This window comes from Enterobacter sp. H2G27 (genome assembly GCF_054403075.1).
Genome location: NZ_JBSVSI010000001.1, coordinates 616,046 through 640,832, shown reverse-complemented (window position 1 = coordinate 640,832; position 24,787 = coordinate 616,046). Strand labels below are relative to the sequence as shown.

Genomic DNA, 24,787 nt, shown 5'->3' with positions numbered 1-24,787 from the left:
CTATTGACACACACATGAAGGCAAAAGCGATATTACTCGCCTCTGTCCTGCTTGTAGGTTGCCAGTCACAGAATGGCAGCAACGTACAACAGCACGCACAGAGCCTTTCTGCAGCTGGTCAAGGGGAAGCAGGGAAGTTTGCAAGTTCGGCGCGCTGGATGGACGATGGAACATCTTTCGCGCAGGATCAAGACTTGTGGACCTCTATTGGCGACGAGCTAAAGATGGGAATTCCGGAAAATACCCGGATTCGCGAACAGAAACAGAAGTATTTAAGAAATAAGAGCTATCTCCACGATGTAACGTTACGGGCAGAGCCGTATATGTACTGGATAGCCGGGCAAGTTAAGAAACGTAACATGCCTATGGAGCTGGTACTCCTACCCATAGTGGAGAGCGCTTTTGACCCACACGCGACGTCTGGCGCCAATGCCGCAGGCATTTGGCAGATCATTCCGAGCACAGGGCGAAACTATGGTCTGAAACAGACCCGCAACTATGATGCGCGTCGCGATGTTGTCGCTTCAACGACAGCCGCTCTCGACATGATGCAACGTCTGAACAAGATGTTTGACGGCGACTGGCTGTTAACGGTCGCAGCGTATAATAGTGGCGAAGGTCGTGTACTGAAGGCAATGAAAGCGAATAAAGCACGGGGTAAATCCACCGATTTTTGGTCGCTCTCACTGCCACAGGAAACAAAGATTTACGTACCGAAAATGCTGGCTTTGAGCGATATTCTCAAGAACAGCAAGCGTTATGGTGTACAACTGCCAACACCAGACGAAAGTCGTGCACTGGCGCGTGTTCGCCTCAGCAATCCAGTTGATATTCAACAGGTTGCTGATATGACGGGTATGTCGGTAAGTAAATTGAAAACCTTTAATGCTGGCGTTAAAGGCTCAACCCTGGGGGCAAGTGGCCCGCAGTATGTAATGGTTCCGCAGAAACATGCTGACCAGTTACGTGAGTCTTTAGCTTCTGGTGAAATCGCCGCCGTTCAGTCAACGCTGATCGCGGATGCATCATCAGTCAACAGCCGCAGCTATAAGGTTCGTTCAGGTGATACGCTTTCGGGCATTGCGTCACGTCTTGGCGTGAATGCGAAAGATCTGCAGCAGTGGAATAATCTGCGCAGCTCCGGCCTGAAAGTGGGTCAGACTCTGACGGTAGGTGCAGGTAGCAGCGCACAGCGTCTCGCCAGCAACAGCGATAGCATTACCTATCGCGTGCGCAAGGGCGATTCACTGTCCAGTATCGCAAAACGACACGGCGTAAACATCAAGGATGTGATGCGCTGGAACAATGATACTGACAATCTGAAACCTGGCGACCAGCTGACGCTGTTTGTGAAGAACAGCGCTACGCCAGACTCCTGATAGCACGATCGAAAGATAAAAAGGCACCGATTCCCCTCGGTGCCTTTTTTGTTTATCCCGCTTTTTGCGCTTCAGCCATGATGGTATCGCTGGTGAATGAACCATCGTTCTGCAGTTCAAAATACGCCTTTACCTCCGCGGATGCACTCTCCTGATACAGCCTGATCGCCTGACTTAATACTTCCGGGGTGCGCATACGAGCGATCCAGGAACTGAACTCCAGCGGTAAGCGATCGGTAATCAACGCGCGCGCGATCAGCCCCGCTTCAGTAATAAGCGACAACCACTCTCCGCTGGAGTAGTTTTGCACGTGCGAGGTATCGCGCAGCGCTTCTACCGTTTGCAGCCAGATATTGCGCACCGGATGCCCAGGTGACATCACATCCATAATGATGAATGTGCCGCCCGGCTTCAGAACGCGTTTGACCTCGCGTAATGCCTGGCCGACATCATGCCAGTGGTGAGCGGAATAACGGCTGATAACCACCTCAAACGACGCATCATCAAACGGTAAGGATTCGGCATAGCCCTGGCGCGTATTGATGTTGTCCAGCCCCTTCGCTTTCGCCGCTTCAGCAACCACCTCCAGCATCTGGCTGGATAAGTCATACGCGGTAACGTGTGCCACCTGCTGCGCAGCCGTAAAGCTGGCATGCCCTGCCCCGCAGCCTAAATCCAGCACGTGCGCCTGCGGAAATGCCGACAGGCGCTCACCGAGACGCACCAGATCGCGGCCTGAAGCGTGTACAGCGCTGCTCAGATAGGCACTTGCCTGAGAACCAAACTGTCTTTCTACGTTGTCATGATGGGAGTGTGTTGTTGTCATCGTACTGTCCTTTGTGAGTGAAAAATAAAGGGCAGCACCCGCGCAGGCCTGCCCCACGGCAGACCTGACACACCATTATTTATCAGGTTTGCCGGGACTGAATTCGACGAGTAGAGGGTTATGATCCGAGGCGCGCGTCACCAGAACAGAGGCATCGTGCACGCTCAAACCACGATAGAAGACGAAATCGAGAGGACGACCAAAGGCTTTTTTGCGCTGGTCGTCGCTAAAACGAACTTCACGCAGCGACATTTCGCGCGCGAAGCGATAGAGCGCATTCATGCGAGGACGGCTCCAGGCATTGAAATCGCCGGCCATAATGATGGGCCCGCTGTGATGCGCTATCTGATCGCCGATCGGAAGTAACTGCTTACTGTAGACATCCACGCCCAGGCTGAAGTTTACCGCATGGATATTCACAACCATCAGCATTCTGGTATCCGGCAGCGGATAGACCGTCACCAGCGCCGATTTCGCCAGACGCAGGATAGGCTCGCGTTCGCGCAGCGGACAGCAATAGACGGGATGTGCTGCAGAAAGCGTCATCACGCCTGAGGGATGTTGCGGCAGAACAAATGCAGGCACCTGGTCGGCGGCAAGATAGTTCGTGGTGGCAAACCGTACCAGCTCCGGGGTGGTTTGCGCCTCCTGGAGCAGAACCAGGTGGGCATCTTTTCCAAAATTCTTGAGTACCGATAACCATTCGGCACGCTGCTGCTTAAAGATATTCCACACCAGTACGCGGATTTTTTCATCGCTGCTTAACGGCGTGCCGGCGGGTAATGCCTGGCTTATGCTCGCAAATGACCCCGGAGGCAAGATCCTCTCCGCGGGCATTCCGGCTACATAACGCATGGCATAGGTATTTTTTCGCACTTTTGGAAACAGCCTCTGTAACATGAACCAGTCCGGAAAACGGACTGGTTCTAATGTTATAGGGACTTTAGGTCACACTTTCAACGCAATTTCTGAGAAACCGCTTTCCAGTTTTGTAAGCAAGCGCTTACTTATATTAACCCAGCGCGACGCGAGCAGGTTTATCAAGGCGCCCACTCAGGCCAATCAGCAGGAAGGCCACCAGGACAATCACCGCTCCAATCCACGGGGTCTGGGTTAATCCGAAGTGTTCGACGGTTTGCCCACCAACGATGGAGCCCAGCGCGATACCAATATTAAAAGCGGCAATATTCAGGCCGGAAGCCACATCCACTGCATTAGGCGTATAAAGCTCGGCTTTCTGGACAACGTAAACCTGAAGCCCGGGCACATTGCCAAAGGCGAAGATCCCCATGACCAGTACCGTGACCAGCGCGGCGTAGTGTATCGAAGCGGTGAACTGGAAAATCATCAGCAGAACAACCAGCGCGGCGAAGATAAATTTCAGCGCTGGTACCGCGCCATGCTTATCTGCAAGCTTGCCGCCCCAGATATTGCCAATGGCAACGGAAATACCGTATCCCAGCAAAATCCAGCTTACGGCATTGGGGGAGAAGCCAGCCAGATCCTGCATCATCGGAGCCAGGAAGGTGAAAGCGGTGAATACGCCGCCATAACCCAATGCAGTTACCGCGTAGATGATCAGCAAACGCGGATGCGTAAGCACCTTCAGCTGATCGCGCAGGCTGGCGCTCGCCCGGCCTGGAATATTCGACGGCACCAGCAGCAGGCTGGTCACCAGGGCGATGACCCCCAGTAAGGAGACGGCCAGGAACGTTTCGCGCCAGCCGAAGTGTTGTCCGATGAACGTTCCCAGCGGTACGCCCGTAACGAGTGCAACGGTAAGTCCACCAAACATGATCGCAATGGCGGAGGCCGCTTTCTCTTTGGGTACCAGGCTGGTTGCAATAGTGGAACCAATCGAGAAGAACACCCCGTGCGCAAGGCCGGTCAACAGACGGGCAATCACCAGCGTGGTGTAGTCCGGCGCCTGCCAGGCCAGAATGTTGCCGGCGGTGAACAGCACCATCAGCGCGACTAACAGCTGCTTACGCGGAAAACGCCCGGTCAGTGCAGTCAGCACTGGCGCCCCGACGGCGACGCCCAGGGCGTAGATAGACACCAACAGCCCGGCAGAAGGTAACGAGATCGCAAGCTGATTAGCAATAGTGGGAACCAGTCCCACGATAACAAATTCGGTCGTGCCAATTGCAAAGGCACTGATCGTCAGGGCAAGTAGCGCCAGTGGCATAAAATACTCCGTATCATCAGGATTAAGATGACAGGCAGTATGCGCCAGTGCTTAAATAACAAAAATGGTCAAAATCTCAATAGAATTTTGCAGGTGGTGCAACAATGAAAGCTACATCGGAAGAGCTGACAATCTTTGTCGCCGTCGTTGAAAGCGGCAGCTTTAGCCGCGCGGCCGACCAGCTGGGACAGGCTAACTCAGCCATTAGCCGTTCGGTAAAAAAACTGGAGATGAAGCTTGGAGTGAGTCTACTCAACCGAACGACGCGACAGCTGAGCCTGACGGAAGAAGGAGAGCGTTATTTTCGCCGCGTGCAGTCGGTACTGCAGGAGATGGCCGCAGCGGAGACCGAGATAATGGAGACCCGCAGCACGCCGCGCGGATTGCTGCGCATTGATGCAGCCACGCCGGTTGTGCTTCACTTTCTGATGCCGCTGATTAAACCTTTCCGCGAACGCTATCCGGAGATGACGCTTTCTCTCGTCTCCTCAGAGACGTTTATTAACCTCATCGAGCGTAAAGTGGATGTGGCTATTCGGGCGGGAACGCTGACCGATTCAAGCTTGCGTGCCCGCCCTCTGTTTGCCAGCTACCGTAAAATTATCGCGTCGCCACAGTATATTGCTGAACATGGTAAACCGGAGACGGTTGAAGAACTGAAGCAGCATCTGTGCCTGGGCTTTACGGAGCCGGTATCGCTGAACACCTGGCCTGTCGCCTGTCATGATGGTCAACTTCATGAAATTACGAGCGGATTGTCATCTAACAGCGGGGAAACGCTGAAGCAGCTGTGCCTTGAAGGAAATGGTATCGCCTGCTTGTCAGACTATATGATTGATAAGGAGATTGCCCGGGGTGAGCTGGTGGAATTGATGGCCGATAAACGCCTGCCGGTCGAAATGCCTTTTAGCGCGGTGTATTACAGTGACAGAGCTGTGAGTACGCGCATTCGTGCCTTTATTGATTTTCTGAGTGAACATATAAAAACAGCTCCCGGAGGAGCGGTGTGAGGGTTCAGGTTACAGAGGGCGGGTCAAACTTAATCCCAGTCAGGAGCTAAACCTTCCGGGCTGACCAGACGATCGTTGCACTCCAGCGCGGCAATCGCTTTTTTATCGTCAGCATCCAGATGAAGATCCGTTGCTAACAGGTTGCTGGCCAGGTTTTCACGCTTAGTTGATGATGGGATCACAGCATAACCTTCACCCATTGCCCATGCCAGAATGACCTGCGCGGCAGTCGCGTTATGTTTCTCAGCGATACGCGTAATCACTTCATCTTTCAGCGCCTTACCGTAGGCCAGCGTCATGTATGAGGTGATGTGGATCCCGTGCTGTTTTGCCCAGTCCACGACTTTACGATTTTGCAGGTACGGAGACAGCTCAATCTGGTTGGTCGCAATATTTTCTTCGCCAACAGCAGCAATAGCTTTTTCCATCAGCGGGATCGTGAAGTTGGAGATCCCAATTTCGCGGGTTAATCCCTGCTTTTTCGCTTCCAGCAATGCCTGCATGAATTCTTCCACGGAGACGGCATCATTCGGTGATGGCCAGTGGATCAGCGTCAAATCTACATAGTCAGTACGCAGTTTTTTCAGGCTTTCTTTCAGGCTTGGGATCAGCTTGTCTTTGCTGAGATTCTCAATCCAGATTTTCGTGGTGATGAACAGCTCATTACGCGGTACACCACTCTCTTCGAGAGCTTGTCCTACGGCAGCTTCGTTTTCATAGATCTGCGCCGTATCAACCGCGCGATAGCCCAGTTCGAGTGCGGTTTTAACTGATGCAATAACAACGTCGTCTTTCAGGCGGAAAGTGCCCAGACCAAATGCGGGGAGAGTCATACTATTCCTCAATCGTTATGTTCGTAAACTGAGGACGATTATCGCTGGCGTTGTTATAGAGAAAAAGATCGCAAAACGCAGAGGATTTTTGCTGATTTCGCAATAATTAAGCGTCAGATAAGAAAAAAGCCCTGAGCTAACGCTCAGGGCTTTTAATAAGTGGCGGAACGGACGGGACTCGAACCCGCGACCCCCTGCGTGACAGGCAGGTATTCTAACCGACTGAACTACCGCTCCACCGAAGACTGCTTGTAACCACCGGATTAATGCACCGGCTTACTACTTAATTTGATGCCTGGCAGTTCCCTACTCTCACATGGGGAGACCCCACACTACCATCGGCGCTACGGCGTTTCACTTCTGAGTTCGGCATGGGGTCAGGTGGGACCACCGCGCTAAAGCCGCCAGGCAAATTCTGTTAAATCTGTATCAGGCTGAAATTTGATTGTTCTGTCTCTTCGCCAAAACATCTTCGGCGTTGTAAGGTTAAGCCTCACGGTTCATTAGTATCGGTTAGCTCAACGCATCGCTGCGCTTACACACCCGACCTATCAACGTCATAGTCTTTAACGTTCCTTCAGGAGACTTAAAGTCTCAGGGAGAACTCATCTCGGGGCAAGTTTCGTGCTTAGATGCTTTCAGCACTTATCTTTTCCGCATTTAGCTACCGGGCAGTGCCATTGGCATGACAACCCGAACACCAGTGATGCGTCCACTCCGGTCCTCTCGTACTAGGAGCAGCCCCCCTCAATTCTCCAGCGCCCACGGCAGATAGGGACCGAACTGTCTCACGACGTTCTAAACCCAGCTCGCGTACCACTTTAAATGGCGAACAGCCATACCCTTGGGACCTACTTCAGCCCCAGGATGTGATGAGCCGACATCGAGGTGCCAAACACCGCCGTCGATATGAACTCTTGGGCGGTATCAGCCTGTTATCCCCGGAGTACCTTTTATCCGTTGAGCGATGGCCCTTCCATTCAGAACCACCGGATCACTATGACCTGCTTTCGCACCTGCTCGAGCCGTCACTCTCGCAGTCAAGCTAGCTTATGCCATTGCACTAACCTCCTGATGTCCGACCAGGATTAGCTAACCTTCGTGCTCCTCCGTTACTCTTTGGGAGGAGACCGCCCCAGTCAAACTACCCACCAGACACTGTCCGCAACCCGGATCACGGGTCTACGTTAGAACACCAGCCATTAAAGGGTGGTATTTCAAGGACGGCTCCACGCAGACTGGCGTCCACGCTTCAAAGCCTCCCACCTATCCTACACATCAAGGACCAGTGTTCAGTGTCAAGCTATAGTAAAGGTTCACGGGGTCTTTCCGTCTTGCCGCGGGTACACTGCATCTTCACAGCGAGTTCAATTTCACTGAGTCTCGGGTGGAGACAGCCTGGCCATCATTACGCCATTCGTGCAGGTCGGAACTTACCCGACAAGGAATTTCGCTACCTTAGGACCGTTATAGTTACGGCCGCCGTTTACCGGGGCTTCGATCAAGAGCTTCGCGTTGCCGCTAACCCCATCAATTAACCTTCCGGCACCGGGCAGGCGTCACACCGTATACGTCCACTTTCGTGTTTGCACAGTGCTGTGTTTTTAATAAACAGTTGCAGCCAGCTGGTATCTTCGACTGATTTCAGCTCCACCCGCAGGGGCTTCACCTACATATCAGCGTGCCTTCTCCCGAAGTTACGGCACCATTTTGCCTAGTTCCTTCACCCGAGTTCTCTCAAGCGCCTTGGTATTCTCTACCTGACCACCTGTGTCGGTTTGGGGTACGATTTCGTGTTACCTGATGCTTAGAGGCTTTTCCTGGAAGCAGGGCATTTGTTACTTCAGCACCGTAGTGCCTCGTCATCACACCTCAGCGTTAATAAGGTACCGGATTTACCTGGAACCTCCGCCTACATGCTTAAACCGGGACAACCGTCGCCCGGCTAACATAGCCTTCTCCGTCCCCCCTTCGCAGTAACACCAAGTACAGGAATATTAACCTGTTTCCCATCGACTACGCCTTTCGGCCTCGCCTTAGGGGTCGACTCACCCTGCCCCGATTAACGTTGGACAGGAACCCTTGGTCTTCCGGCGAGCGGGCTTTTCACCCGCTTTATCGTTACTTATGTCAGCATTCGCACTTCTGATACCTCCAGCATGCCTCACAGCACACCTTCAACGGCTTACAGAACGCTCCCCTACCCAACAACACATAGTGTCGCTGCCGCAGCTTCGGTGCATGGTTTAGCCCCGTTACATCTTCCGCGCAGGCCGACTCGACCAGTGAGCTATTACGCTTTCTTTAAATGATGGCTGCTTCTAAGCCAACATCCTGGCTGTCTGTGCCTTCCCACATCGTTTCCCACTTAACCATGACTTTGGGACCTTAGCTGGCGGTCTGGGTTGTTTCCCTCTTCACGACGGACGTTAGCACCCGCCGTGTGTCTCCCGTGATAACATTCTTCGGTATTCGTAGTTTGCATCGGGTTGGTAAGCCGGGATGGCCCCCTAGCCGAAACAGTGCTCTACCCCCGAAGATGAGTTCACGAGGCGCTACCTAAATAGCTTTCGGGGAGAACCAGCTATCTCCCGGTTTGATTGGCCTTTCACCCCCAGCCACAAGTCATCCGCTAATTTTTCAACATTAGTCGGTTCGGTCCTCCAGTTAGTGTTACCCAACCTTCAACCTGCCCATGGCTAGATCACCGGGTTTCGGGTCTATACCCTGCAACTTAACGCCCAGTTAAGACTCGGTTTCCCTTCGGCTCCCCTATACGGTTAACCTTGCTACAGAATATAAGTCGCTGACCCATTATACAAAAGGTACGCAGTCACACCACGAAGGTGCTCCCACTGCTTGTACGTACACGGTTTCAGGTTCTTTTTCACTCCCCTCGCCGGGGTTCTTTTCGCCTTTCCCTCACGGTACTGGTTCACTATCGGTCAGTCAGGAGTATTTAGCCTTGGAGGATGGTCCCCCCATATTCAGACAGGATACCACGTGTCCCGCCCTACTCTTCGAGTTCACAGCCTGTGTGCTTTCGTGTACGGGACTGTCACCCTGTACCGTGCGACTTTCCAGACGCTTCCACTAACACACAAGCTGATTCAGACTCTGGGCTGCTCCCCGTTCGCTCGCCGCTACTGGGGGAATCTCGGTTGATTTCTTTTCCTCGGGGTACTTAGATGTTTCAGTTCCCCCGGTTCGCCTCGTTAACCTATGTATTCAGTTAACGATAGTGCAACGAATTGCACTGGGTTTCCCCATTCGGACATCGCCGGGTCAAAGGTTCATATCACCTCGCCGGCGCTTTTCGCAGATTAGCACGTCCTTCATCGCCTCTGACTGCCAGGGCATCCACCGTGTACGCTTAGTCGCTTAACCTCACAACCCGAAGATGTTTCACTTCTGATTGCGAAAATTTGAGAGACTCGAACACACCATTAAGATGTGTCGTTTCAATTTTCAGCTTGATCCAGATTTTTAAAGAGCAAAACTTCGCAGTGCACCTTTTCAGGTTCACTCTGAAGTTTTCTTGTGTTTGCAGTAAAAGATGGTGGAGCTATGCGGGATCGAACCGCAGACCTCCTGCGTGCAAAGCAGGCGCTCTCCCAGCTGAGCTATAGCCCCATCGTTTGCAATCTCTGTACCGGTAATTTTTCCTGAGACAAGGCGTGGTAACGCGAAGCATACATCAGTATGTGAGCGTTGCCGCAACGCAGTATCAGGGAAAATTTGGTAGGCCTGAGTGGACTTGAACCACCGACCTCACCCTTATCAGGGGTGCGCTCTAACCACCTGAGCTACAAGCCTGCAGAGATTTTTACTGCTGTTTTTCATCAGACAATCTGTGTGAGCACTACAAAGGCAGGTTCTTTAAGGTAAGGAGGTGATCCAACCGCAGGTTCCCCTACGGTTACCTTGTTACGACTTCACCCCAGTCATGAATCACAAAGTGGTAAGCGCCCTCCCGAAGGTTAAGCTACCTACTTCTTTTGCAACCCACTCCCATGGTGTGACGGGCGGTGTGTACAAGGCCCGGGAACGTATTCACCGTAGCATTCTGATCTACGATTACTAGCGATTCCGACTTCATGGAGTCGAGTTGCAGACTCCAATCCGGACTACGACGCACTTTATGAGGTCCGCTTGCTCTCGCGAGGTCGCTTCTCTTTGTATGCGCCATTGTAGCACGTGTGTAGCCCTACTCGTAAGGGCCATGATGACTTGACGTCATCCCCACCTTCCTCCAGTTTATCACTGGCAGTCTCCTTTGAGTTCCCGGCCTAACCGCTGGCAACAAAGGATAAGGGTTGCGCTCGTTGCGGGACTTAACCCAACATTTCACAACACGAGCTGACGACAGCCATGCAGCACCTGTCTCAGAGTTCCCGAAGGCACCAATCCATCTCTGGAAAGTTCTCTGGATGTCAAGAGTAGGTAAGGTTCTTCGCGTTGCATCGAATTAAACCACATGCTCCACCGCTTGTGCGGGCCCCCGTCAATTCATTTGAGTTTTAACCTTGCGGCCGTACTCCCCAGGCGGTCGACTTAACGCGTTAGCTCCGGAAGCCACGCCTCAAGGGCACAACCTCCAAGTCGACATCGTTTACGGCGTGGACTACCAGGGTATCTAATCCTGTTTGCTCCCCACGCTTTCGCACCTGAGCGTCAGTCTTTGTCCAGGGGGCCGCCTTCGCCACCGGTATTCCTCCAGATCTCTACGCATTTCACCGCTACACCTGGAATTCTACCCCCCTCTACAAGACTCTAGCCTGCCAGTTTCGAATGCAGTTCCCAGGTTGAGCCCGGGGATTTCACATCCGACTTGACAGACCGCCTGCGTGCGCTTTACGCCCAGTAATTCCGATTAACGCTTGCACCCTCCGTATTACCGCGGCTGCTGGCACGGAGTTAGCCGGTGCTTCTTCTGCGGGTAACGTCAATCGCTGAGGTTATTAACCTCAACGCCTTCCTCCCCGCTGAAAGTACTTTACAACCCGAAGGCCTTCTTCATACACGCGGCATGGCTGCATCAGGCTTGCGCCCATTGTGCAATATTCCCCACTGCTGCCTCCCGTAGGAGTCTGGACCGTGTCTCAGTTCCAGTGTGGCTGGTCATCCTCTCAGACCAGCTAGGGATCGTCGCCTAGGTGAGCCATTACCCCACCTACTAGCTAATCCCATCTGGGCACATCTGATGGCAAGAGGCCCGAAGGTCCCCCTCTTTGGTCTTGCGACGTTATGCGGTATTAGCTACCGTTTCCAGTAGTTATCCCCCTCCATCAGGCAGTTTCCCAGACATTACTCACCCGTCCGCCGCTCGTCACCCAGGAGCAAGCTCCCTGTGTTACCGCTCGACTTGCATGTGTTAGGCCTGCCGCCAGCGTTCAATCTGAGCCATGATCAAACTCTTCAATTTAAGTTTGATGCTCGTGAATTAAACTTCGTAATGAATTACGTATGTTCACTCAGAGACTTGGTATTCATTTTTCGTCCGAGGACGTTAAGAATCCATGTCACTTTGAGTGCCCACACAGATTGTCTGATAAATTGTTAAAGAGCAGTGCAACGCGGCTTTTGCTCACCGTTGCGAGGTGGCGTATATTACGCTTTCTTCTTTCAGAGTCAACCCGTTATTTCAGGATTTTTTCTCTTCAACCGACTGGGCTGTTTGTGAAGTGATTCACATCCGCCGTGTCGATGGAGGCGCATTATAGGGGGCCGCCGAGGAATGACAAGCGGAAAAATGCATTTTTATTTCAACCGCTCATCTTTTCACCAGAAAGGCTATTTTTGGTGCTTTTTAATCTCTTTTGGCAGCTCGGCCAGACTATTAATTACCCAATCCGCCGCATTCTCAGCTTCTGGCGTCACAGGCTTGCCGGTGCGCACTAATATTTTGGTCCCTACACCCGCTGCTGTGGCTGCCTGCATATCTTCCAGTTTATCGCCCACCATATAAGAAGCCGCCATATCAATGTGCAGGAACTCCTGCGCAGAGATGAACATCCCCGGATGCGGTTTACGGCAATCACAGGTCTGACGATACTCTTCTACGGTTCCCTGTGGGTGGTGCGGACAATAGTAGATGCCATCGAGATCCACACCGCGGTCGGCCAGCGACCAGTCCATCCATTCCGTCAGCGTTTCGAACTGCGCTTCGGTGAATTTACCGCGTGCAATACCGGACTGGTTCGTCACGACCACCAGCGCATACCCCATCTCTTTCAGCTGGCGCATGGCATCTATTGCGCCCTCAATAAACTCGAACTCATCAATCTCATGGACATAACCGTGATCCACATTAATAGTGCCATCACGATCGAGAAAAATTGCGGGTACTGATTTTGCCACCGGTTTGCTCCTGAAAAAGGCATGTTCAACTAGTATCTCATGAATCGCAGCGCAATAAAGTGCTCATCGTGCATAGTTGGATTGATTTAGACGTCTGGATGCCTTAACATCCGTTTTGTTTACGGCCATCACCCGTATCTGGCAGAAGAAAATGCCACGGCTAACTTACATACGATAAAAATAATCTAATGATTAAACTTTCCAATATCACCAAAGTGTTCCAGCAGGGGAACCGAACCATTCAGGCTCTGAACAATGTCAGCCTGCATGTTCCTGCTGGCCAAATTTATGGCGTCATTGGCGCATCGGGTGCAGGTAAAAGCACGCTGATCCGTTGTGTTAACCTGCTTGAGCGTCCAACCCAGGGCAGCGTAGAAGTTGGCGGTCAGGAACTCACCGCCCTTTCAGAGAAAGAACTCACCAAAGCGCGTCGTCAGATTGGCATGATTTTCCAGCACTTTAACCTGCTGGCTTCCCGCACCGTGTTCGGCAACGTTGCCTTACCGCTTGAGCTGGATAACACGCCGAAAGAAGAAGTGAAGCGTCGCGTCACCGAGCTGCTCGACCTCGTGGGTCTGGGCGATAAACATGATAGCTACCCGGCAAATCTGTCCGGAGGGCAAAAACAACGTGTGGCCATCGCCCGCGCGCTGGCCAGCAATCCTAAGGTACTGCTGTGCGATGAGGCCACCAGCGCACTGGATCCCGCAACCACGCGTTCTATTCTGGAACTGCTGAAAGACATTAATCGTCGTCTGGGCCTGACGATCCTCCTTATTACGCACGAGATGGATGTGGTGAAACGCATCTGCGACTGCGTGGCGGTCATTAGCAACGGTGAACTGATCGAGCAGGACACGGTAAGTGAAGTGTTCTCGCATCCGAAAACCCCGCTGGCGCAGCAGTTCATCCAGTCCACCCTGCATCTGGATATCCCGGAAGACTATCTGGAGCGTTTGAAGACCGAACCCGCTGCTGACAGCGTCCCGATGCTGCGCATGGAGTTCACCGGTCAGTCCGTTGATGCTCCCCTGCTTTCCGAAACCGCGCGTCGCTTTAACGTGAACAACAACATCATCAGCGCGCAGATGGATTACGCCGGTGGCGTGAAGTTCGGCATCATGCTGACAGAAATGCACGGCACACAAGAAGAAACCCAGGCAGCTATTGCCTGGCTGCAAGAACATCACGTAAAAGTAGAGGTACTGGGTTATGTCTGAGCCGATGATGTGGCTGCTGGTTCGCGGCGTTTGGGAAACGCTGGCAATGACCTTTGTCTCTGGCTTCTTTGGTTTTGTGATTGGCCTGCCGGTCGGCGTGTTGCTGTACGTGACGCGTCCGGGTCAAATCATTGAGAACGCGAAGCTGTACCGTACGCTCTCTGCGCTGGTGAACATCTTTCGTTCTATCCCGTTCATTATTTTACTGGTGTGGATGATTCCGTTTACCCGCGTGATCGTCGGAACGTCTATCGGTCTGCAGGCGGCGATCGTTCCGCTGACCGTTGGCGCTGCGCCGTTTATCGCCCGTATGGTGGAGAACGCCCTGCTGGAAATCCCAACCGGTTTGATCGAAGCTTCCCGTGCGATGGGTGCCACACCGATGCAGATCGTCCGCAAGGTTCTCCTGCCGGAGGCGCTGCCAGGGCTGGTGAATGCGGCAACTATTACGCTTATCACCCTGGTCGGTTATTCCGCGATGGGCGGTGCCGTTGGTGCCGGCGGTTTAGGTCAGATTGGTTACCAGTACGGCTATATTGGATATAACGCTACCGTGATGAATACCGTTCTGGTATTGCTGGTTGTTCTGGTTTACTTAATCCAGTTCTCTGGCGATCGCATCGTCCGGGCTGTTACGCACAAATAACGTTACACACAACACAAACTCTACGAGTTAAGGATAAAACATGGCGTTTAAATTAAAGACCTTCGCAGCAGTAGGCGCGCTGATCGGCTCTCTGGCACTGGTGGGTTGCGGTCAGGACGAAAAGGATCCAAACCACATTAAAGTGGGCGTTATCGTGGGTGCAGAACAGCAGGTTGCAGAAGTTGCTCAGAAAGTAGCAAAAGAGAAGTATGGCCTGGACGTAGAGCTGGTCACCTTCAACGATTACGTTCTGCCGAACGAAGCGCTGAGCAAAGGCGATATCGACGCGAATGCCTTCCAGCATAAGCCATACCTGGATCAGCAGATTAAAGATCGCGGCTATAAACTGGTGGGCGTGGGTAATACCTTCGTTTATCCAATTGCCGGTTACTCTAAGAAAATTAAATCCCTGGACGAGCTGCAGCCGGGCTCTCAGGTTGCCGTCCCTAACGACCCAACTAACCTTGGTCGTTCCCTGCTGCTGCTGCAGAAAGTGGGCCTGATCAAACTGAAAGACGGTGTTGGCCTGCTGCCAACCGTTCTGGACGTCACCGAGAACCCGAAAAATCTGAAAATCGTTGAACTGGAAGCACCGCAGCTGCCACGTTCTCTGGACGATGCACAGATTGCTCTGGCCGTTATCAACACCACGTACGCCAGCCAGATTGGCCTGACGCCAGCCAAAGACGGTATCTTCGTTGAAGATAAAGACTCCCCGTACGTTAACCTGATCGTGACTCGCGAAGACAACAAGGACGCGGAAAACGTGAAGAAATTCGTTCAGGCCTATCAGTCAGATGAAGTTTACCAGGAAGCCAACAAAGTGTTTAACGGCGGCGCTGTTAAAGGCTGGTAATCTCACCTCAGTGTAATATCATCAGGACGGGCTTATGCCCGTCTTGTCATTTGTGCAGTCAACTGATTCAATATCTGACGTTTTGATTATCCATTGAGGAAATATTATGCGTGCTTTACCGATCTGTCTTTTAGCACTCATGCTGAGCGGCTGTTCTATGCTAAGCAGATCTCCCGTTGAACCTGTTCAAAGCACGGCAACCCCGCCAAAGACCGAGCCTGCGAAACCGAAAGTGGTTCGCCCTGCGCCGGTTCGCATTATCACGAAAGCGGACGAACTCGTCGGTAAACCGTTCCGTGAGCTGGGCGAAGTGAGCGGCGAATCCTGTCAGGCGACCAATCAGGACTCACCACCAAATATTCCGACAGCGCGTAAACGCATGCAGATTAATGCCGCAAAAATGAAAGCTAACGCGGTTCTGCTGCACAGCTGTGAAGTCACCAGCGGCACGCCGGGCTGCTACCGTCAGGCGGTTTGCATCGGTTCTGCGCTGAACATCACGGCGAAATGAGTGCATTTCAGTTCGAGCAGATAGGCGTTATCCACTCTCCTTATAAAGAGAAGTTCGCCGTCCCTCGCCAGCCCGGTCTGGTCACCAGCGGAAGCGGTGAGCTTCACCTGATTGCGCCTTACAATCAGGCCGATGCGGTACGCGGGCTCGAGGCTTTCAGCCATTTATGGGTGGTGTTCGTGTTTCACCAGACGATGGAAGGCGGCTGGCGACCTACCGTGCGTCCTCCTCGTCTTGGCGGCAATGCGAGAATGGGCGTGTTTGCAACGCGCTCGACCTTCCGTCCAAACCCGGTTGGCATGTCGCTGGTTGAACTGAAAGGCATACGCTGCCAGAAAGATCGGGTGATACTGGAGTTAGGTAGCCTGGACCTGGTCGACGGCACGCCGGTTATCGACATCAAGCCCTATTTGCCCTTCGCCGAAGCGCTCCCGAACGCGCGTGCAAGTTATGCTCAGGACGCACCACAGGCGGACATGCCGGTGTATTTTACGCCTGAGATAACCGCACAGCTCGGTCAGCTGGAGAAACGCTATCCTCGCTTACGGGATTTCATCACCGAAGTTCTGGCACAGGACCCGCGCCCGGCCTACCGTAAAGAAGAGGAAGCAGGAAAAACGTACGCCGTCTGGCTGATGGATTTTAACGTTCGCTGGCGCGTCTCCGGGGCAGGTTTTGAAGTGTTTGCCCTTGAACCCAGGTAATTTTGTTCTCCTCTCTTTTGGCATCTTTGCCACACTGGTAAACTAAACCACTTTTTTGTGTCAGGCTGGTGTTTCAGCCTGTTCCAATCGTCGAAATGGAACCGTAACAACATGCGTACTAGCCAATATCTGCTCTCCACTCTGAAGGAGACGCCTGCCGACGCCGAAGTGATCAGCCATCAGCTGATGCTGCGCGCCGGGATGATCCGCAAGCTGGCCTCCGGGTTATATACCTGGCTGCCGACCGGCGTGCGCGTCCTGAAAAAAGTCGAAAACATCGTGCGTGAAGAGATGAACAACGCCGGTGCTATCGAGGTGTCCATGCCTGTGGTTCAGCCCGCTGACCTGTGGCAGGAGAGTGGCCGTTGGGAACAATATGGTCCTGAACTGCTGCGCTTCGTCGATCGCGGCGAGCGTCCGTTCGTTCTCGGCCCAACGCATGAAGAAGTTATTACCGACCTGATTCGTAATGAGCTGAGCTCTTACAAACAGCTGCCGCTGAACTTCTTCCAGATCCAGACCAAGTTCCGTGACGAAGTTCGCCCGCGTTTCGGCGTCATGCGCTCTCGCGAATTCCTGATGAAAGATGCCTACTCTTTCCATACCTCTCAGGAATCACTGCAAGAGACTTACGACGCAATGTACGCGGCATACAGCAAAATCTTCTCCCGTATGGGTCTGGATTTCCGCGCTGTGCAGGCTGATACCGGCTCCATCGGCGGTAGCGCATCCCATGAGTTCCAGGTACTGGCGCAGAGCGGTGAAGACGATGTGATCTTCTCTGACTCTTCAGACTACGCGGCGAACATCGAATTTGCAGAAGCGCTGGCACCAAAAGAACCGCGTGCTGCAGCAACGCAAGAGATGACGCTGGTTGATACGCCAAACGCGAAAACCATCGCCGAGCTGGTTGAGCAGTTCAATCTGCCAGTTGAAAAAACCGTGAAAACGCTGCTGGTGAAATCCACCGAAGGCAGCGCTTACCCGCTGGTTGCCCTGCTGGTGCGTGGCGATCATGAGCTGAACGAAGTGAAAGCCGAGAAGCTGCCGCAGGTCGCCAGCCCGCTGACGTTCGCCACGGAAGCGGAAATCCGCGCCGTGGTGAATGCGGGTCCAGGTTCACTGGGTCCAGTCAATCTGCCGGTGCCGGTTGTTATTGACCGCACGGTTGCTGCAATGAGCGACTTCTCCGCTGGTGCGAACATCGACGGTAAACACTACTTCGGCATCAACTGGGATCGCGACGTGGCGACGCCGGAAGTGGCTGACATCCGTAACGTGGTTGCAGGTGATCCAAGCCCGGACGGTCAGGGTACCCTGATGATTAAGCGCGGCATCGAGGTCGGTCACATCTTCCAGCTGGGCGATAAATACTCTCGTGCGCTGAACGCCGCCGTTCAGGGCGAAGATGGCCGTAACCAGATCCTGACCATGGGTTGCTACGGTATCGGGGTGACGCGCGTGGTGGCTGCGGCGATTGAGCAGAACTACGACGAGCGCGGCATCGTCTGGCCGGACAATATCGCGCCGTTCCAGGTCGCCATTCTGCCAATGAACATGCACAAGTCTTACCGCGTGCAGGAGCTGGCCGAGAAGCTGTATGCCGAGCTGCGCGCTCAGGGCATCGAAGTGCTGATGGATGACCGTAAAGAGCGTCCGGGCGTGATGTTCGCCGATATGGAACTGATCGGCATCCCACATACCGTCGTTATCGGCGACCGTAACCTCGACAGCGATGAGATTGAATACAAATACCGTCGCAGCGGCGAAAAACAGATGATCAAGACCGGCGATATCCTTGATTACCTGGTGAAAGCCATTAAAGGCTAAACAAAAAAACCCCGCTCAGGCGGGGTTTTTTAATGGTGCTACGTCAGCTTATTTACTGTTACAGTCTTTGCCCGCAATAAATTTCGCGCCTTTATCCGCCACCAGCGTTTTCACCATCTCTCCGCTATCCGGGTTTGCTTCAAGCGTAAAGTGACCGTCAACCGTCAGCAATACCGGCTTGCTGTCATTACCGCGTGCCACGGCGTAATCACGTTCAAGCTGCGCATTGTTTGCCACGCTAACCTTCCTGCCGGTTGCGCAGTCGGTAAAGATCGCCGCATCCGCCATATAGAAGTACATCCCCCGCATTGCCATAGGCGTGGCAGGCAGAGCCGCTTTTACCGGCGCAAGCGTGTAGTTGAACTGGGATTCAATCGGGTTGCCTTCGCGGTCAAGCATCTCCATTCCCTCGCCTTTGGCGCGGAAAAAGGTTTTCTCACCGGAGGTATCCGTCAGAACCAGCTTCTCAGCCGTACGCGCCCATGTTCCGTAAGTTGCAAATGACGAGGGTTCTTTAGCGCCCTGATAGCGCTGGTTCATTACCCAGGTGCCGTCTTTTTGCAGGAACAGAGACGTTTCAATGCCTTCGCAGTCTGCGCAAGGCAATACGCCGCGCCAGCTCTGCTGCATTGGTTTTAACTCTTCCGTTTGCGTGGGTTGTAACATCTGCGTTTCGGAGCGGTTGTTACACCCGAAAAGCGCAAACAGCGTGCTCACTGCCATCGCTGACCATAATGCTTTTTTCACAATGAATTCCTTATGAAAATTGTGTTCCCTTTCGTCACTCTGTTGGGCGACGAACTTTACCGCGTAGTGCTTTCACTGTGGATTTTTGGGCCTTCGAGGACAGCCGACGCTCTTTCGATGCGCGGGTTGGCCGCGTTGCCCGGCGGCTTTTTTGTACTGCCGTTAATTCTTTGATGACCGCCACCAGCCTGGCTATCGCCGCTTCCCGGTTGAGCTCCTGGCTGCGGTACTCCTGGGCTTTGATCACAATCACACCATCGCTGGTGATCAGGTGATGGCTGGCAGCAAGCAGGCTGTCTTTATAATACTCTGGCAGGCTCGAGGCCCGAATGTCAAAACGCAAATGGATAGCCGTCGACGCCTTGTTGACGTGCTGCCCACCGGCCCCCTGAGCACGGATGGCGGTAATCTCCAGCTCGTTGTCAGGAATGCTGACGTTACGGGACAAGACGATCATGACGCGGGCTGCCACGCCGTCAAATGAATTTCCAGATTATTCTGAGAACCAGAGAGCCAGATGGCGCCATCCTGAATCGTCGCCTGCAACACCATGGTCCGGCTGGCAAACTCGCTCAGCTGAGCCAGCTGCTCATCATCCAGATACCAAACCGTGAGATTTTTAAACTGTCCGCACTTGCTCTTGTTTTGCTGCCACCAAATCTCCGCAGCACGCTGATTATACGCGAATAAGGCCACTTCAGCGGACTGGGTGCAGGCCTTCTTAATTCTGCGCTCGTCAGGCAGGCCGAGTTCGATCCACAAGTCGATACCCAGATGATCGTTGCGCAGCCAGGCTTCAGGCTCGTCTTCTGCGCTTAACCCACGGGTAAACTGCAGACGCTCGTCGGCGTACTTAATCCACGCCAGCAGGCGCAGCATCATGCGCTCCTGGGTTTCGGAGGGATGGCGTGCCAGTGTAAGCGACGCGTCGAGGAACTGGTTGCGATCAAGATCGGCCACATTGACCACTGCTTTATAAATTGTCGCTTTCAGCGCCATGAGAGAACTCCATTCGAATCAGGCGCTCATTGTAGCGAAAACCGCGGCAAAAGGCTGTTATGGGGTGATAAATACACCGCTATCAAGGCGCTGATATTGCTTAAATGAGTATGGTATAGTCACCTTGCTAAACCGAGTTTATCTTCGTAGGCTTAATGATATCTCACAGTAAGTCAGTGCGCTGGCGGGAGGGGATGTGAATAATTATTGTGAGTTAATTCGCAAACGGTATGCGGAAATCGCCAGCGGAGATCTGGGGTATGTCCCGGACGCGTTGGGCTGTGTATTGAAAGTGCTTAATGAAGTGGCCTCTGATGAGAGCCTTTCAGAGTCGGTCAGGGAAAAAGCAGCTTATGCTGCGGCGAATTTACTGGTGAGCGATTATGTCGATGAATGATACTTATCAACCCATCAATTGTGATGACTATGACAACCTCGAACTCGCCTGCCAGCATCATTTATTACTGACGCTGGAGCTAAAAGATGGCGAAGTGTTGAAGGCAAAAGCCAGCGATCTGGTTTCACGCAAGAATGTGGAATACCTGATAGTGGAAGATGCCGGTGCGACGCGTGAGCTGCGCCTGGACAAAATAGCCAGCTTCAGCCACCCGCAAATCGGCACCGTCGTGGTGAGCGAATCCTGATGACACTAACGGGCAGCCTGGCTGCCCGTTACGCTTTCTGCCACTCAAAACGGACACCCTCTTCTGTCCAACCCTCTTCCGTAATGAAAACCCCTGCCGCAGCGATAAGCGTTTCACCATAGAACAGCAGCGGCGTGGTGTCGCGCAGCCACGGCGGCACGTTGCACTCCTGCCAGATTTTCTTCAGCTTGCGTCCCCCGTTGCGCCCGGCAATATGCAGCATGCCCCCAGCCTTAAAACGCACCGTTACCGGTTCACCGGGCTTCGGCAGCCGCACATGACCAGACGACAGGAGAGAAACGCGTCCTGCCTCACCGGGCAATACCAGCAGTTCGTCAGGAGAAAGCCAGTCGAGCACCACATCAGTCAGCGAGGGCATGGACTTTATCCACCAGAGTTCCCCTTTATAGCGTCTAACGTCAAAACCGTTCAGGTGGACACTCGGGGAAGCATCATCCCGCGCCATGGCAACTTCGTCCCAGATACGGCTCAGCATCGCCCGCGACGGCATCGCAGCGTGATGAGAGGCCAGCCAGCGTCGTAGCAGCGCGGCGCGACGTACCGGGCTCATCGCTGTCAGCGGTACAATGGCTAGCGCTCCGTCTTCAGAAATCAGTTCCGCCAGCTCGTCGCTCAACAGCTCGTCCAGCAGCGACTCCTGTTCGGCGCACAGCATAGCGCTTCTTGCCGTCGCGTCGGCGAAATGCGGCCAGCGTTCGCTTAAAAGCGGAAGGACGCGCAGACGCAGGAAGTTGCGGTCATAGCCGTCATCCTGGTTGCTCTCATCTTCGATCCAGCTCAGCTGATGTTCTCGCGCCCAGGCTTCAAGCGAGGCGCGCGTCTCGCCAAGCAGCGGACGCAGTAACGTTGTGCCGGCAAATTCAGAACGCGCCGGCATGGCAGAAAGCCCCGCCGGCCCGCTGCCCCGCTTAAGCGCCAGCAGAAAGGTTTCACACTGATCGTCCAGGTGCTGAGCCGTGACCAGCGCTTCTCCAGCACGTAATGCCCCGGCAAACGCGGCATAGCGGGCTTTCCGCGCCTGCGCCTCGATGCCCAGCCCTTCCTCCGCAAGCATGACGCGTTCAACGATGAGCGGGATCGCCCAGGCCGCACACAAGGCTTCGCAGTGCGCCACCCACGCCTCTGCGTGAGGACTTAATCCGTGGTGAATATGCATCGCCCGAAGCTGGACGTCAGGTTCCCGATCGCGCCAAAGCTTTAGACGATGCAGCAACACGGTAGAATCCAAGCCACCGCTAAACCCCACCAGCAGCTGGCGGTACGGTGAAACGGCTTGTGCGATAGCGGGTAAGGTCATAGGAGATTACACATAAAAAATGCCCGAACTGAGCGGGCATTATCACACAGGACAACCATTACTGCTGATAAAGCTCCAGGGGCAGGCCGTCCGGGTCGTTGAAAAAGGTAAAACGCTTGTCGGTGAACGGATCGACGCGTATCGCTTCGCACGTCACGCCGTGCGCCTCCAGATGTTTTACCGCGCTATCCAGGTCATCGACGCTGAAGGCGAGATGGCGCAGGCCGCAGGCTTCCGGGCGGGACGGACGAGCAGGCGGAAAAGGAAAAGAGAACAGTTCAATCACATACTGCCCGTTTAACGCCAGGTCACCCTTCCAGGAGTCGCGCTCCTCGCGGTAGGCCTCACTCATAAGCGTGAAGCCAAGGATGTCGCAGTAGAAGGCCTTACTTTTCGCGTAATCGGTCGCAATGATCGCAATATGATGAACAGCTTTTAAACCCAGCATAGCTTCTCCTTTTTATGATCCCTGAACGTTACAACCGAAAACCCGCACCATGCAAGCGGTCACCCTTATTTTAGGACTCGCACCCAGTAAACGCCGTTTTCGTCGCGCTTCGCACCGTGGATATCCGTCTCAAAACCGGGATAGTGACGCCCTACCGAACAGAGCATCAGCAGGAAATCGAGCACGGCCCGACTATCTTCGGTAATCATCTCTCCCGGCATCAGGAGCGGTACGCCCGGCGGGTAGGGCAGGATCATGTTCGCCGATACGCGCCCGACCAGGTTTTCCAGCTCAACGGTTTCGACCTCCCCTTTCACCTGGCGCTGCCATGCCTTGTGCGGGATAAACTTCATCTCCGGTAAGACATCGAACGCCTGAAGCATCAGACGCGGCAGATCGTGCTGACGGATCAGCCTGTGGATCCCCTGGGCCAGATCCTGAATGCGCATATTACGGTAGAAGTCAGGATCCTCCGCGTAGAGATCCGGCAGCATGTTCTTCACCCGCAGGTTGAGATCGTAGGCTCGCTTAAACTCCATCAGCCCGCGCAGCAATCCCATCGCCCGGGTTTTGTCGATCCCGATGCTGAACAGGAACAGCAGGTTATAGGGACCGGTTTTCTCCACCACCACGCCACGTTCATCAAGGAATTTCGCGACCAGCGCGGCCGGAATACCTTCATCGCTCATCCTGCCCTGCTCGTCCATGCCCGGCGTCAGGATCGTCACTTTTACCGGGTCGAGGAACATATGGTCGCTATCGGCATCCCGGAAACCATGCCAGTCTTCGCCGGGCGAGACGGGCCAGCATTCTGCCTCATCAATCTCTTCCGGCTGCCAGATATCAAAGAACCAGCCGTCGGCTTCATCTTTCAGCCGCTGCACCTCTTTACGGAAATGCAGCGCGCGCTCCACCGAACGGTTGATGAGACGTTTACCCGGGTTGCCGCGCAGCATCGCCGCGGCCGTTTCGATAGACGCCACCAGCGGATAGCTCGGCGAGGTGGTGGTATGCATCATAAAGGCTTCGTTAAAGGTCTCCTCGTCGTACTCGCCTTTAATGTGAATAAGCGAAGCCTGGGAAAACGCCGCCAGCATTTTGTGCGTCGACTGCGTTTCGAAGAATACTTTACCCGGCACGCGCTCGCCGCTCATGCCGCTTTTACCCGCGTAAATCGGGTGGAAATTAGTGTAAGGCACCCATGCGGAATCGAAGTGGATCGACGGCACGTCCAGCGTCTTTTTGATCCAGTTCGTGTTGTACAGCAGACCGTCATAGGTCGAGTTGGTGATGACCGCATGAACAGGCCAGCTTGCGCCAGGAATTGCCGCGACCTTACTTTCAATGGCTTCATGGGTAAACTCCCGGCGCGGAATGCCGCCAAGAATACCGAGCGCGTTACGCGTGGGCGACAGCCAGAGCGGTACGACGTCGCTCATCATCAGCAGGTGCGCCAGCGATTTATGGCAGTTACGGTCAATCAGCAGGGTGCTGCCGGCAGGCGCGGCGTACATCCCGACGATTTTGTTCGAGGTCGAGGTGCCGTTGGTCACCATATAGCTCTGCTCGGCCCCAAAGGTGCGGGCGATATACTCTTCGGCTTCCAGATGAGGGCCGGTGTGATCCAGCAGAGAGCCTAATTCGGTGACCGAAATTGACACGTCCGCTTTCAGCGTGTTGCCACCAAAGAAATCATAGAACAGGCAGCCCACCGGGCTTTTTTGGTAGGCCGTCCCCGCCATATGGCCTGGCGTACAGAAGGTATATTTCCCCTCCTTCACGTAGGTGAAGAGCGCGCGGGTAAACGGCGGAGTGATGTTATCGAGATATTCATTCGTGTATTGCTGAATTCGGGTCGCAATATCATCCGCCACGCCGAGGGAATATTCAAAAAACCACAGCGCCATACGCATATCATTGGCGCTGACGTCCATGGTTGAGTGAGTATTAATAAATGCGTACAGCGGGAGGTATTCGTTCAGCTTGTTGATGTCGCTGCACAGTTCGAGATCATATTCGTCCCAGTCGAAGATCACGCCGCAGATACGCGGGTTATGCTCGATGAACTTCAGCAGGTCGGCGCTGTTGTGCGGCCAGATTAGCTGATACCCACGCGACTGCAGAGCTTGCTCCAGCTCCTTAATCGGCTCATCTTTATAAAAGACGCCGTGTGGCCCCATAATGGCAATGATATTCATGGGCTTCCTCCTTAAAAAACATTAGCTAAGCATAGTCCGGCTAAACCGCAGGTATAAAAAAAGCCGCAAC

21 protein-coding genes, 3 tRNA genes and 3 rRNA genes are annotated in these 24,787 nt (G+C 53.8%); 10 read left to right on the top strand and 17 right to left on the bottom strand.

All coding sequences use genetic code 11. From position 1 onward, the window contains the following. Positions 1-14 precede the first annotated feature (14 nt). The gene (gene mltD, locus ACW9E7_RS02960; RefSeq protein ID WP_115874287.1) at positions 15-1,379 is read left to right on the top strand and encodes a murein transglycosylase D; all 1,365 of its coding nucleotides are present in this window, start codon (positions 15-17) and stop codon (positions 1,377-1,379) included. 52 nt (positions 1,380-1,431) lie between these two features. Here the strand turns inward: mltD and ACW9E7_RS02955 are convergent, their stop codons facing one another. The 3 genes from ACW9E7_RS02955 to ACW9E7_RS02945 all read right to left on the bottom strand — a co-directional run bounded on the left by ACW9E7_RS02955 (position 1,432) and on the right by ACW9E7_RS02945 (position 4,393). Then, positions 1,432-2,205 (bottom strand): class I SAM-dependent methyltransferase, encoded by a 774-nt coding sequence (locus ACW9E7_RS02955; RefSeq protein WP_458727232.1) that lies wholly within the window; start codon positions 2,203-2,205, stop codon positions 1,432-1,434. 75 nt (positions 2,206-2,280) lie between these two features. Further along, positions 2,281-3,081, bottom strand: coding sequence for an endonuclease/exonuclease/phosphatase family protein (locus ACW9E7_RS02950; protein WP_024909448.1), 801 nt, complete (start codon positions 3,079-3,081; stop codon positions 2,281-2,283). Between the two features lie 136 nt (positions 3,082-3,217). Beyond that, positions 3,218-4,393: an MFS transporter gene (locus ACW9E7_RS02945; RefSeq protein ID WP_115874285.1), complete on the bottom strand. Its 1,176-nt coding sequence runs from the start codon at positions 4,391-4,393 to the stop codon at positions 3,218-3,220. 104 nt (positions 4,394-4,497) lie between these two features. On the opposite strand from ACW9E7_RS02945, the gene yafC reads away from it, so the two are divergent. Continuing rightward, positions 4,498-5,403 (top strand): DNA-binding transcriptional regulator YafC, encoded by a 906-nt coding sequence (gene yafC, locus ACW9E7_RS02940; protein WP_458727231.1) that lies wholly within the window; start codon positions 4,498-4,500, stop codon positions 5,401-5,403. A 29-nt stretch (positions 5,404-5,432) separates the two neighbouring features. Here yafC and dkgB read toward each other — a convergent pair whose 3' ends face one another. The 8 genes from dkgB to gmhB form a co-directional block, all read right to left on the bottom strand. Further along, complete coding sequence (gene dkgB, locus ACW9E7_RS02935) at positions 5,433-6,236, bottom strand: 2,5-didehydrogluconate reductase DkgB (RefSeq protein WP_458727230.1); 804 nt, start codon at positions 6,234-6,236, stop codon at positions 5,433-5,435. Positions 6,237-6,396: 160 nt separating this feature from the next. Beyond that, positions 6,397-6,473: transfer RNA gene (locus tag ACW9E7_RS02930), tRNA-Asp, on the bottom strand. A gap of 56 nt (positions 6,474-6,529) precedes the next feature. Next, positions 6,530-6,645 (bottom strand): 5S ribosomal RNA (gene rrf, locus ACW9E7_RS02925). A gap of 73 nt (positions 6,646-6,718) precedes the next feature. Beyond that, a 23S ribosomal RNA gene (locus tag ACW9E7_RS02920) occupies positions 6,719-9,623 on the bottom strand. Between the two features lie 170 nt (positions 9,624-9,793). Then, positions 9,794-9,869 (bottom strand) — tRNA-Ala (locus ACW9E7_RS02915). 106 nt (positions 9,870-9,975) lie between these two features. Further along, positions 9,976-10,052: transfer RNA gene (locus tag ACW9E7_RS02910), tRNA-Ile, on the bottom strand. Positions 10,053-10,121: 69 nt separating this feature from the next. Next, positions 10,122-11,661 (bottom strand): 16S ribosomal RNA (locus tag ACW9E7_RS02905). The 16S, 23S and 5S rRNA genes sit together here with 3 tRNA genes alongside, the layout of an rRNA operon. Positions 11,662-12,029: 368 nt before the next feature. Next, positions 12,030-12,596: a D-glycero-beta-D-manno-heptose 1,7-bisphosphate 7-phosphatase gene (gene gmhB, locus ACW9E7_RS02900; RefSeq protein ID WP_111963981.1), complete on the bottom strand. Its 567-nt coding sequence runs from the start codon at positions 12,594-12,596 to the stop codon at positions 12,030-12,032. A gap of 188 nt (positions 12,597-12,784) precedes the next feature. Between gmhB and metN the strand changes: the two genes are divergently transcribed. The 6 genes from metN to proS all read left to right on the top strand — a co-directional run bounded on the left by metN (position 12,785) and on the right by proS (position 18,363). Next, the gene (gene metN, locus ACW9E7_RS02895) at positions 12,785-13,816 is read left to right on the top strand and encodes a methionine ABC transporter ATP-binding protein MetN (RefSeq protein WP_023310475.1); all 1,032 of its coding nucleotides are present in this window, start codon (positions 12,785-12,787) and stop codon (positions 13,814-13,816) included. Next, positions 13,809-14,462, top strand: a complete 654-nt coding sequence (locus ACW9E7_RS02890; protein WP_003856130.1) for a methionine ABC transporter permease MetI — start codon at positions 13,809-13,811, stop codon at positions 14,460-14,462. The genes metN and ACW9E7_RS02890 overlap by 8 nt, the downstream gene beginning before the upstream one ends. 40 nt (positions 14,463-14,502) lie before the next feature. Next, positions 14,503-15,318, top strand: a complete 816-nt coding sequence (metQ, locus tag ACW9E7_RS02885) for a methionine ABC transporter substrate-binding lipoprotein MetQ (RefSeq protein ID WP_014168729.1) — start codon at positions 14,503-14,505, stop codon at positions 15,316-15,318. A gap of 106 nt (positions 15,319-15,424) precedes the next feature. Further along, positions 15,425-15,829 carry an Rcs stress response system protein RcsF gene (gene rcsF / locus ACW9E7_RS02880; protein ID WP_008501883.1) on the top strand — a complete coding sequence of 135 codons (405 nt, stop codon included), beginning with the start codon at positions 15,425-15,427 and terminating at the stop codon, positions 15,827-15,829. Then, complete coding sequence (gene tsaA / locus ACW9E7_RS02875) at positions 15,826-16,533, top strand: tRNA (N6-threonylcarbamoyladenosine(37)-N6)-methyltransferase TrmO (protein WP_271368681.1); 708 nt, start codon at positions 15,826-15,828, stop codon at positions 16,531-16,533. The genes rcsF and tsaA overlap by 4 nt, the downstream gene beginning before the upstream one ends. Positions 16,534-16,644: 111 nt before the next feature. Continuing rightward, positions 16,645-18,363 carry a proline--tRNA ligase gene (gene proS, locus ACW9E7_RS02870; protein ID WP_090418973.1) on the top strand — a complete coding sequence of 573 codons (1,719 nt, stop codon included), beginning with the start codon at positions 16,645-16,647 and terminating at the stop codon, positions 18,361-18,363. 48 nt (positions 18,364-18,411) lie between these two features. On the opposite strand, the gene nlpE is transcribed toward proS, so the two are convergent. Genes nlpE through ACW9E7_RS02855 form a run of 3 tightly spaced genes read right to left on the bottom strand, consistent with a single transcriptional unit; the run spans position 18,412 to position 20,109 of the window. Further along, positions 18,412-19,110, bottom strand: a complete 699-nt coding sequence (gene nlpE, locus ACW9E7_RS02865; protein ID WP_223581289.1) for an envelope stress response activation lipoprotein NlpE — start codon at positions 19,108-19,110, stop codon at positions 18,412-18,414. A 34-nt stretch (positions 19,111-19,144) separates the two neighbouring features. After that, entirely contained in the window at positions 19,145-19,567 is a 423-nt protein-coding gene (arfB, locus tag ACW9E7_RS02860) for an alternative ribosome rescue aminoacyl-tRNA hydrolase ArfB (protein ID WP_271368683.1), read from the bottom strand. Then, entirely contained in the window at positions 19,564-20,109 is a 546-nt protein-coding gene (locus ACW9E7_RS02855; RefSeq protein WP_115876397.1) for a YaeQ family protein, read from the bottom strand. Before ACW9E7_RS02855 ends, arfB begins: the two co-directional genes overlap by 4 nt. Positions 20,110-20,305: 196 nt before the next feature. On the opposite strand from ACW9E7_RS02855, the gene ACW9E7_RS02850 reads away from it, so the two are divergent. Beyond that, positions 20,306-20,506, top strand: coding sequence for a YaeP family protein (locus tag ACW9E7_RS02850; RefSeq protein WP_008501889.1), 201 nt, complete (start codon positions 20,306-20,308; stop codon positions 20,504-20,506). Beyond that, complete coding sequence (gene rof, locus ACW9E7_RS02845) at positions 20,493-20,753, top strand: Rho-binding antiterminator (protein ID WP_008501890.1); 261 nt, start codon at positions 20,493-20,495, stop codon at positions 20,751-20,753. Before ACW9E7_RS02850 ends, rof begins: the two co-directional genes overlap by 14 nt. 28 nt (positions 20,754-20,781) lie before the next feature. Here rof and tilS read toward each other — a convergent pair whose 3' ends face one another. The 3 genes from tilS to ACW9E7_RS02830 form a co-directional block, all read right to left on the bottom strand. Further along, on the bottom strand, positions 20,782-22,071 hold the full coding sequence (gene tilS / locus ACW9E7_RS02840) for a tRNA lysidine(34) synthetase TilS (protein WP_458727229.1): 1,290 nt from the start codon (positions 22,069-22,071) through the stop codon (positions 20,782-20,784). Positions 22,072-22,129: 58 nt separating this feature from the next. Beyond that, positions 22,130-22,519 (bottom strand): VOC family protein, encoded by a 390-nt coding sequence (locus ACW9E7_RS02835; protein ID WP_023334583.1) that lies wholly within the window; start codon positions 22,517-22,519, stop codon positions 22,130-22,132. A 65-nt stretch (positions 22,520-22,584) separates the two neighbouring features. After that, the gene (locus ACW9E7_RS02830; RefSeq protein ID WP_458727228.1) at positions 22,585-24,717 is read right to left on the bottom strand and encodes a lysine decarboxylase LdcC; all 2,133 of its coding nucleotides are present in this window, start codon (positions 24,715-24,717) and stop codon (positions 22,585-22,587) included. Positions 24,718-24,787: the final 70 nt, after the last annotated feature.

Bases quoted from the DNA above. Each gene is read 5' to 3' on its own strand.
- metQ (WP_014168729.1), top strand. From the start codon at position 14,503: ATGGCGTTTAAATTAAAGACCTTCGCAGCAGTAGGCGCGCTGATCGGC.
- dkgB (WP_458727230.1), bottom strand. From the start codon at position 6,236: ATGACTCTCCCCGCATTTGGTCTGGGCACTTTCCGCCTGAAAGACGAC.
- rcsF (WP_008501883.1), top strand. From the start codon at position 15,425: ATGCGTGCTTTACCGATCTGTCTTTTAGCACTCATGCTGAGCGGCTGT.
- ACW9E7_RS02955 (WP_458727232.1), bottom strand. From the start codon at position 2,205: ATGACAACAACACACTCCCATCATGACAACGTAGAAAGACAGTTTGGT.
- ACW9E7_RS02830 (WP_458727228.1), bottom strand. From the start codon at position 24,717: ATGAATATCATTGCCATTATGGGGCCACACGGCGTCTTTTATAAAGAT.
- tilS (WP_458727229.1), bottom strand. From the start codon at position 22,071: ATGACCTTACCCGCTATCGCACAAGCCGTTTCACCGTACCGCCAGCTG.
- proS (WP_090418973.1), top strand. From the start codon at position 16,645: ATGCGTACTAGCCAATATCTGCTCTCCACTCTGAAGGAGACGCCTGCC.
- rof (WP_008501890.1), top strand. From the start codon at position 20,493: ATGTCGATGAATGATACTTATCAACCCATCAATTGTGATGACTATGAC.
- ACW9E7_RS02855 (WP_115876397.1), bottom strand. From the start codon at position 20,109: ATGGCGCTGAAAGCGACAATTTATAAAGCAGTGGTCAATGTGGCCGAT.
- arfB (WP_271368683.1), bottom strand. From the start codon at position 19,567: ATGATCGTCTTGTCCCGTAACGTCAGCATTCCTGACAACGAGCTGGAG.
- ACW9E7_RS02945 (WP_115874285.1), bottom strand. From the start codon at position 4,393: ATGCCACTGGCGCTACTTGCCCTGACGATCAGTGCCTTTGCAATTGGC.
- ACW9E7_RS02890 (WP_003856130.1), top strand. From the start codon at position 13,809: ATGTCTGAGCCGATGATGTGGCTGCTGGTTCGCGGCGTTTGGGAAACG.
- ACW9E7_RS02835 (WP_023334583.1), bottom strand. From the start codon at position 22,519: ATGCTGGGTTTAAAAGCTGTTCATCATATTGCGATCATTGCGACCGAT.
- tsaA (WP_271368681.1), top strand. From the start codon at position 15,826: ATGAGTGCATTTCAGTTCGAGCAGATAGGCGTTATCCACTCTCCTTAT.
- yafC (WP_458727231.1), top strand. From the start codon at position 4,498: ATGAAAGCTACATCGGAAGAGCTGACAATCTTTGTCGCCGTCGTTGAA.
- mltD (WP_115874287.1), top strand. From the start codon at position 15: ATGAAGGCAAAAGCGATATTACTCGCCTCTGTCCTGCTTGTAGGTTGC.
- metN (WP_023310475.1), top strand. From the start codon at position 12,785: ATGATTAAACTTTCCAATATCACCAAAGTGTTCCAGCAGGGGAACCGA.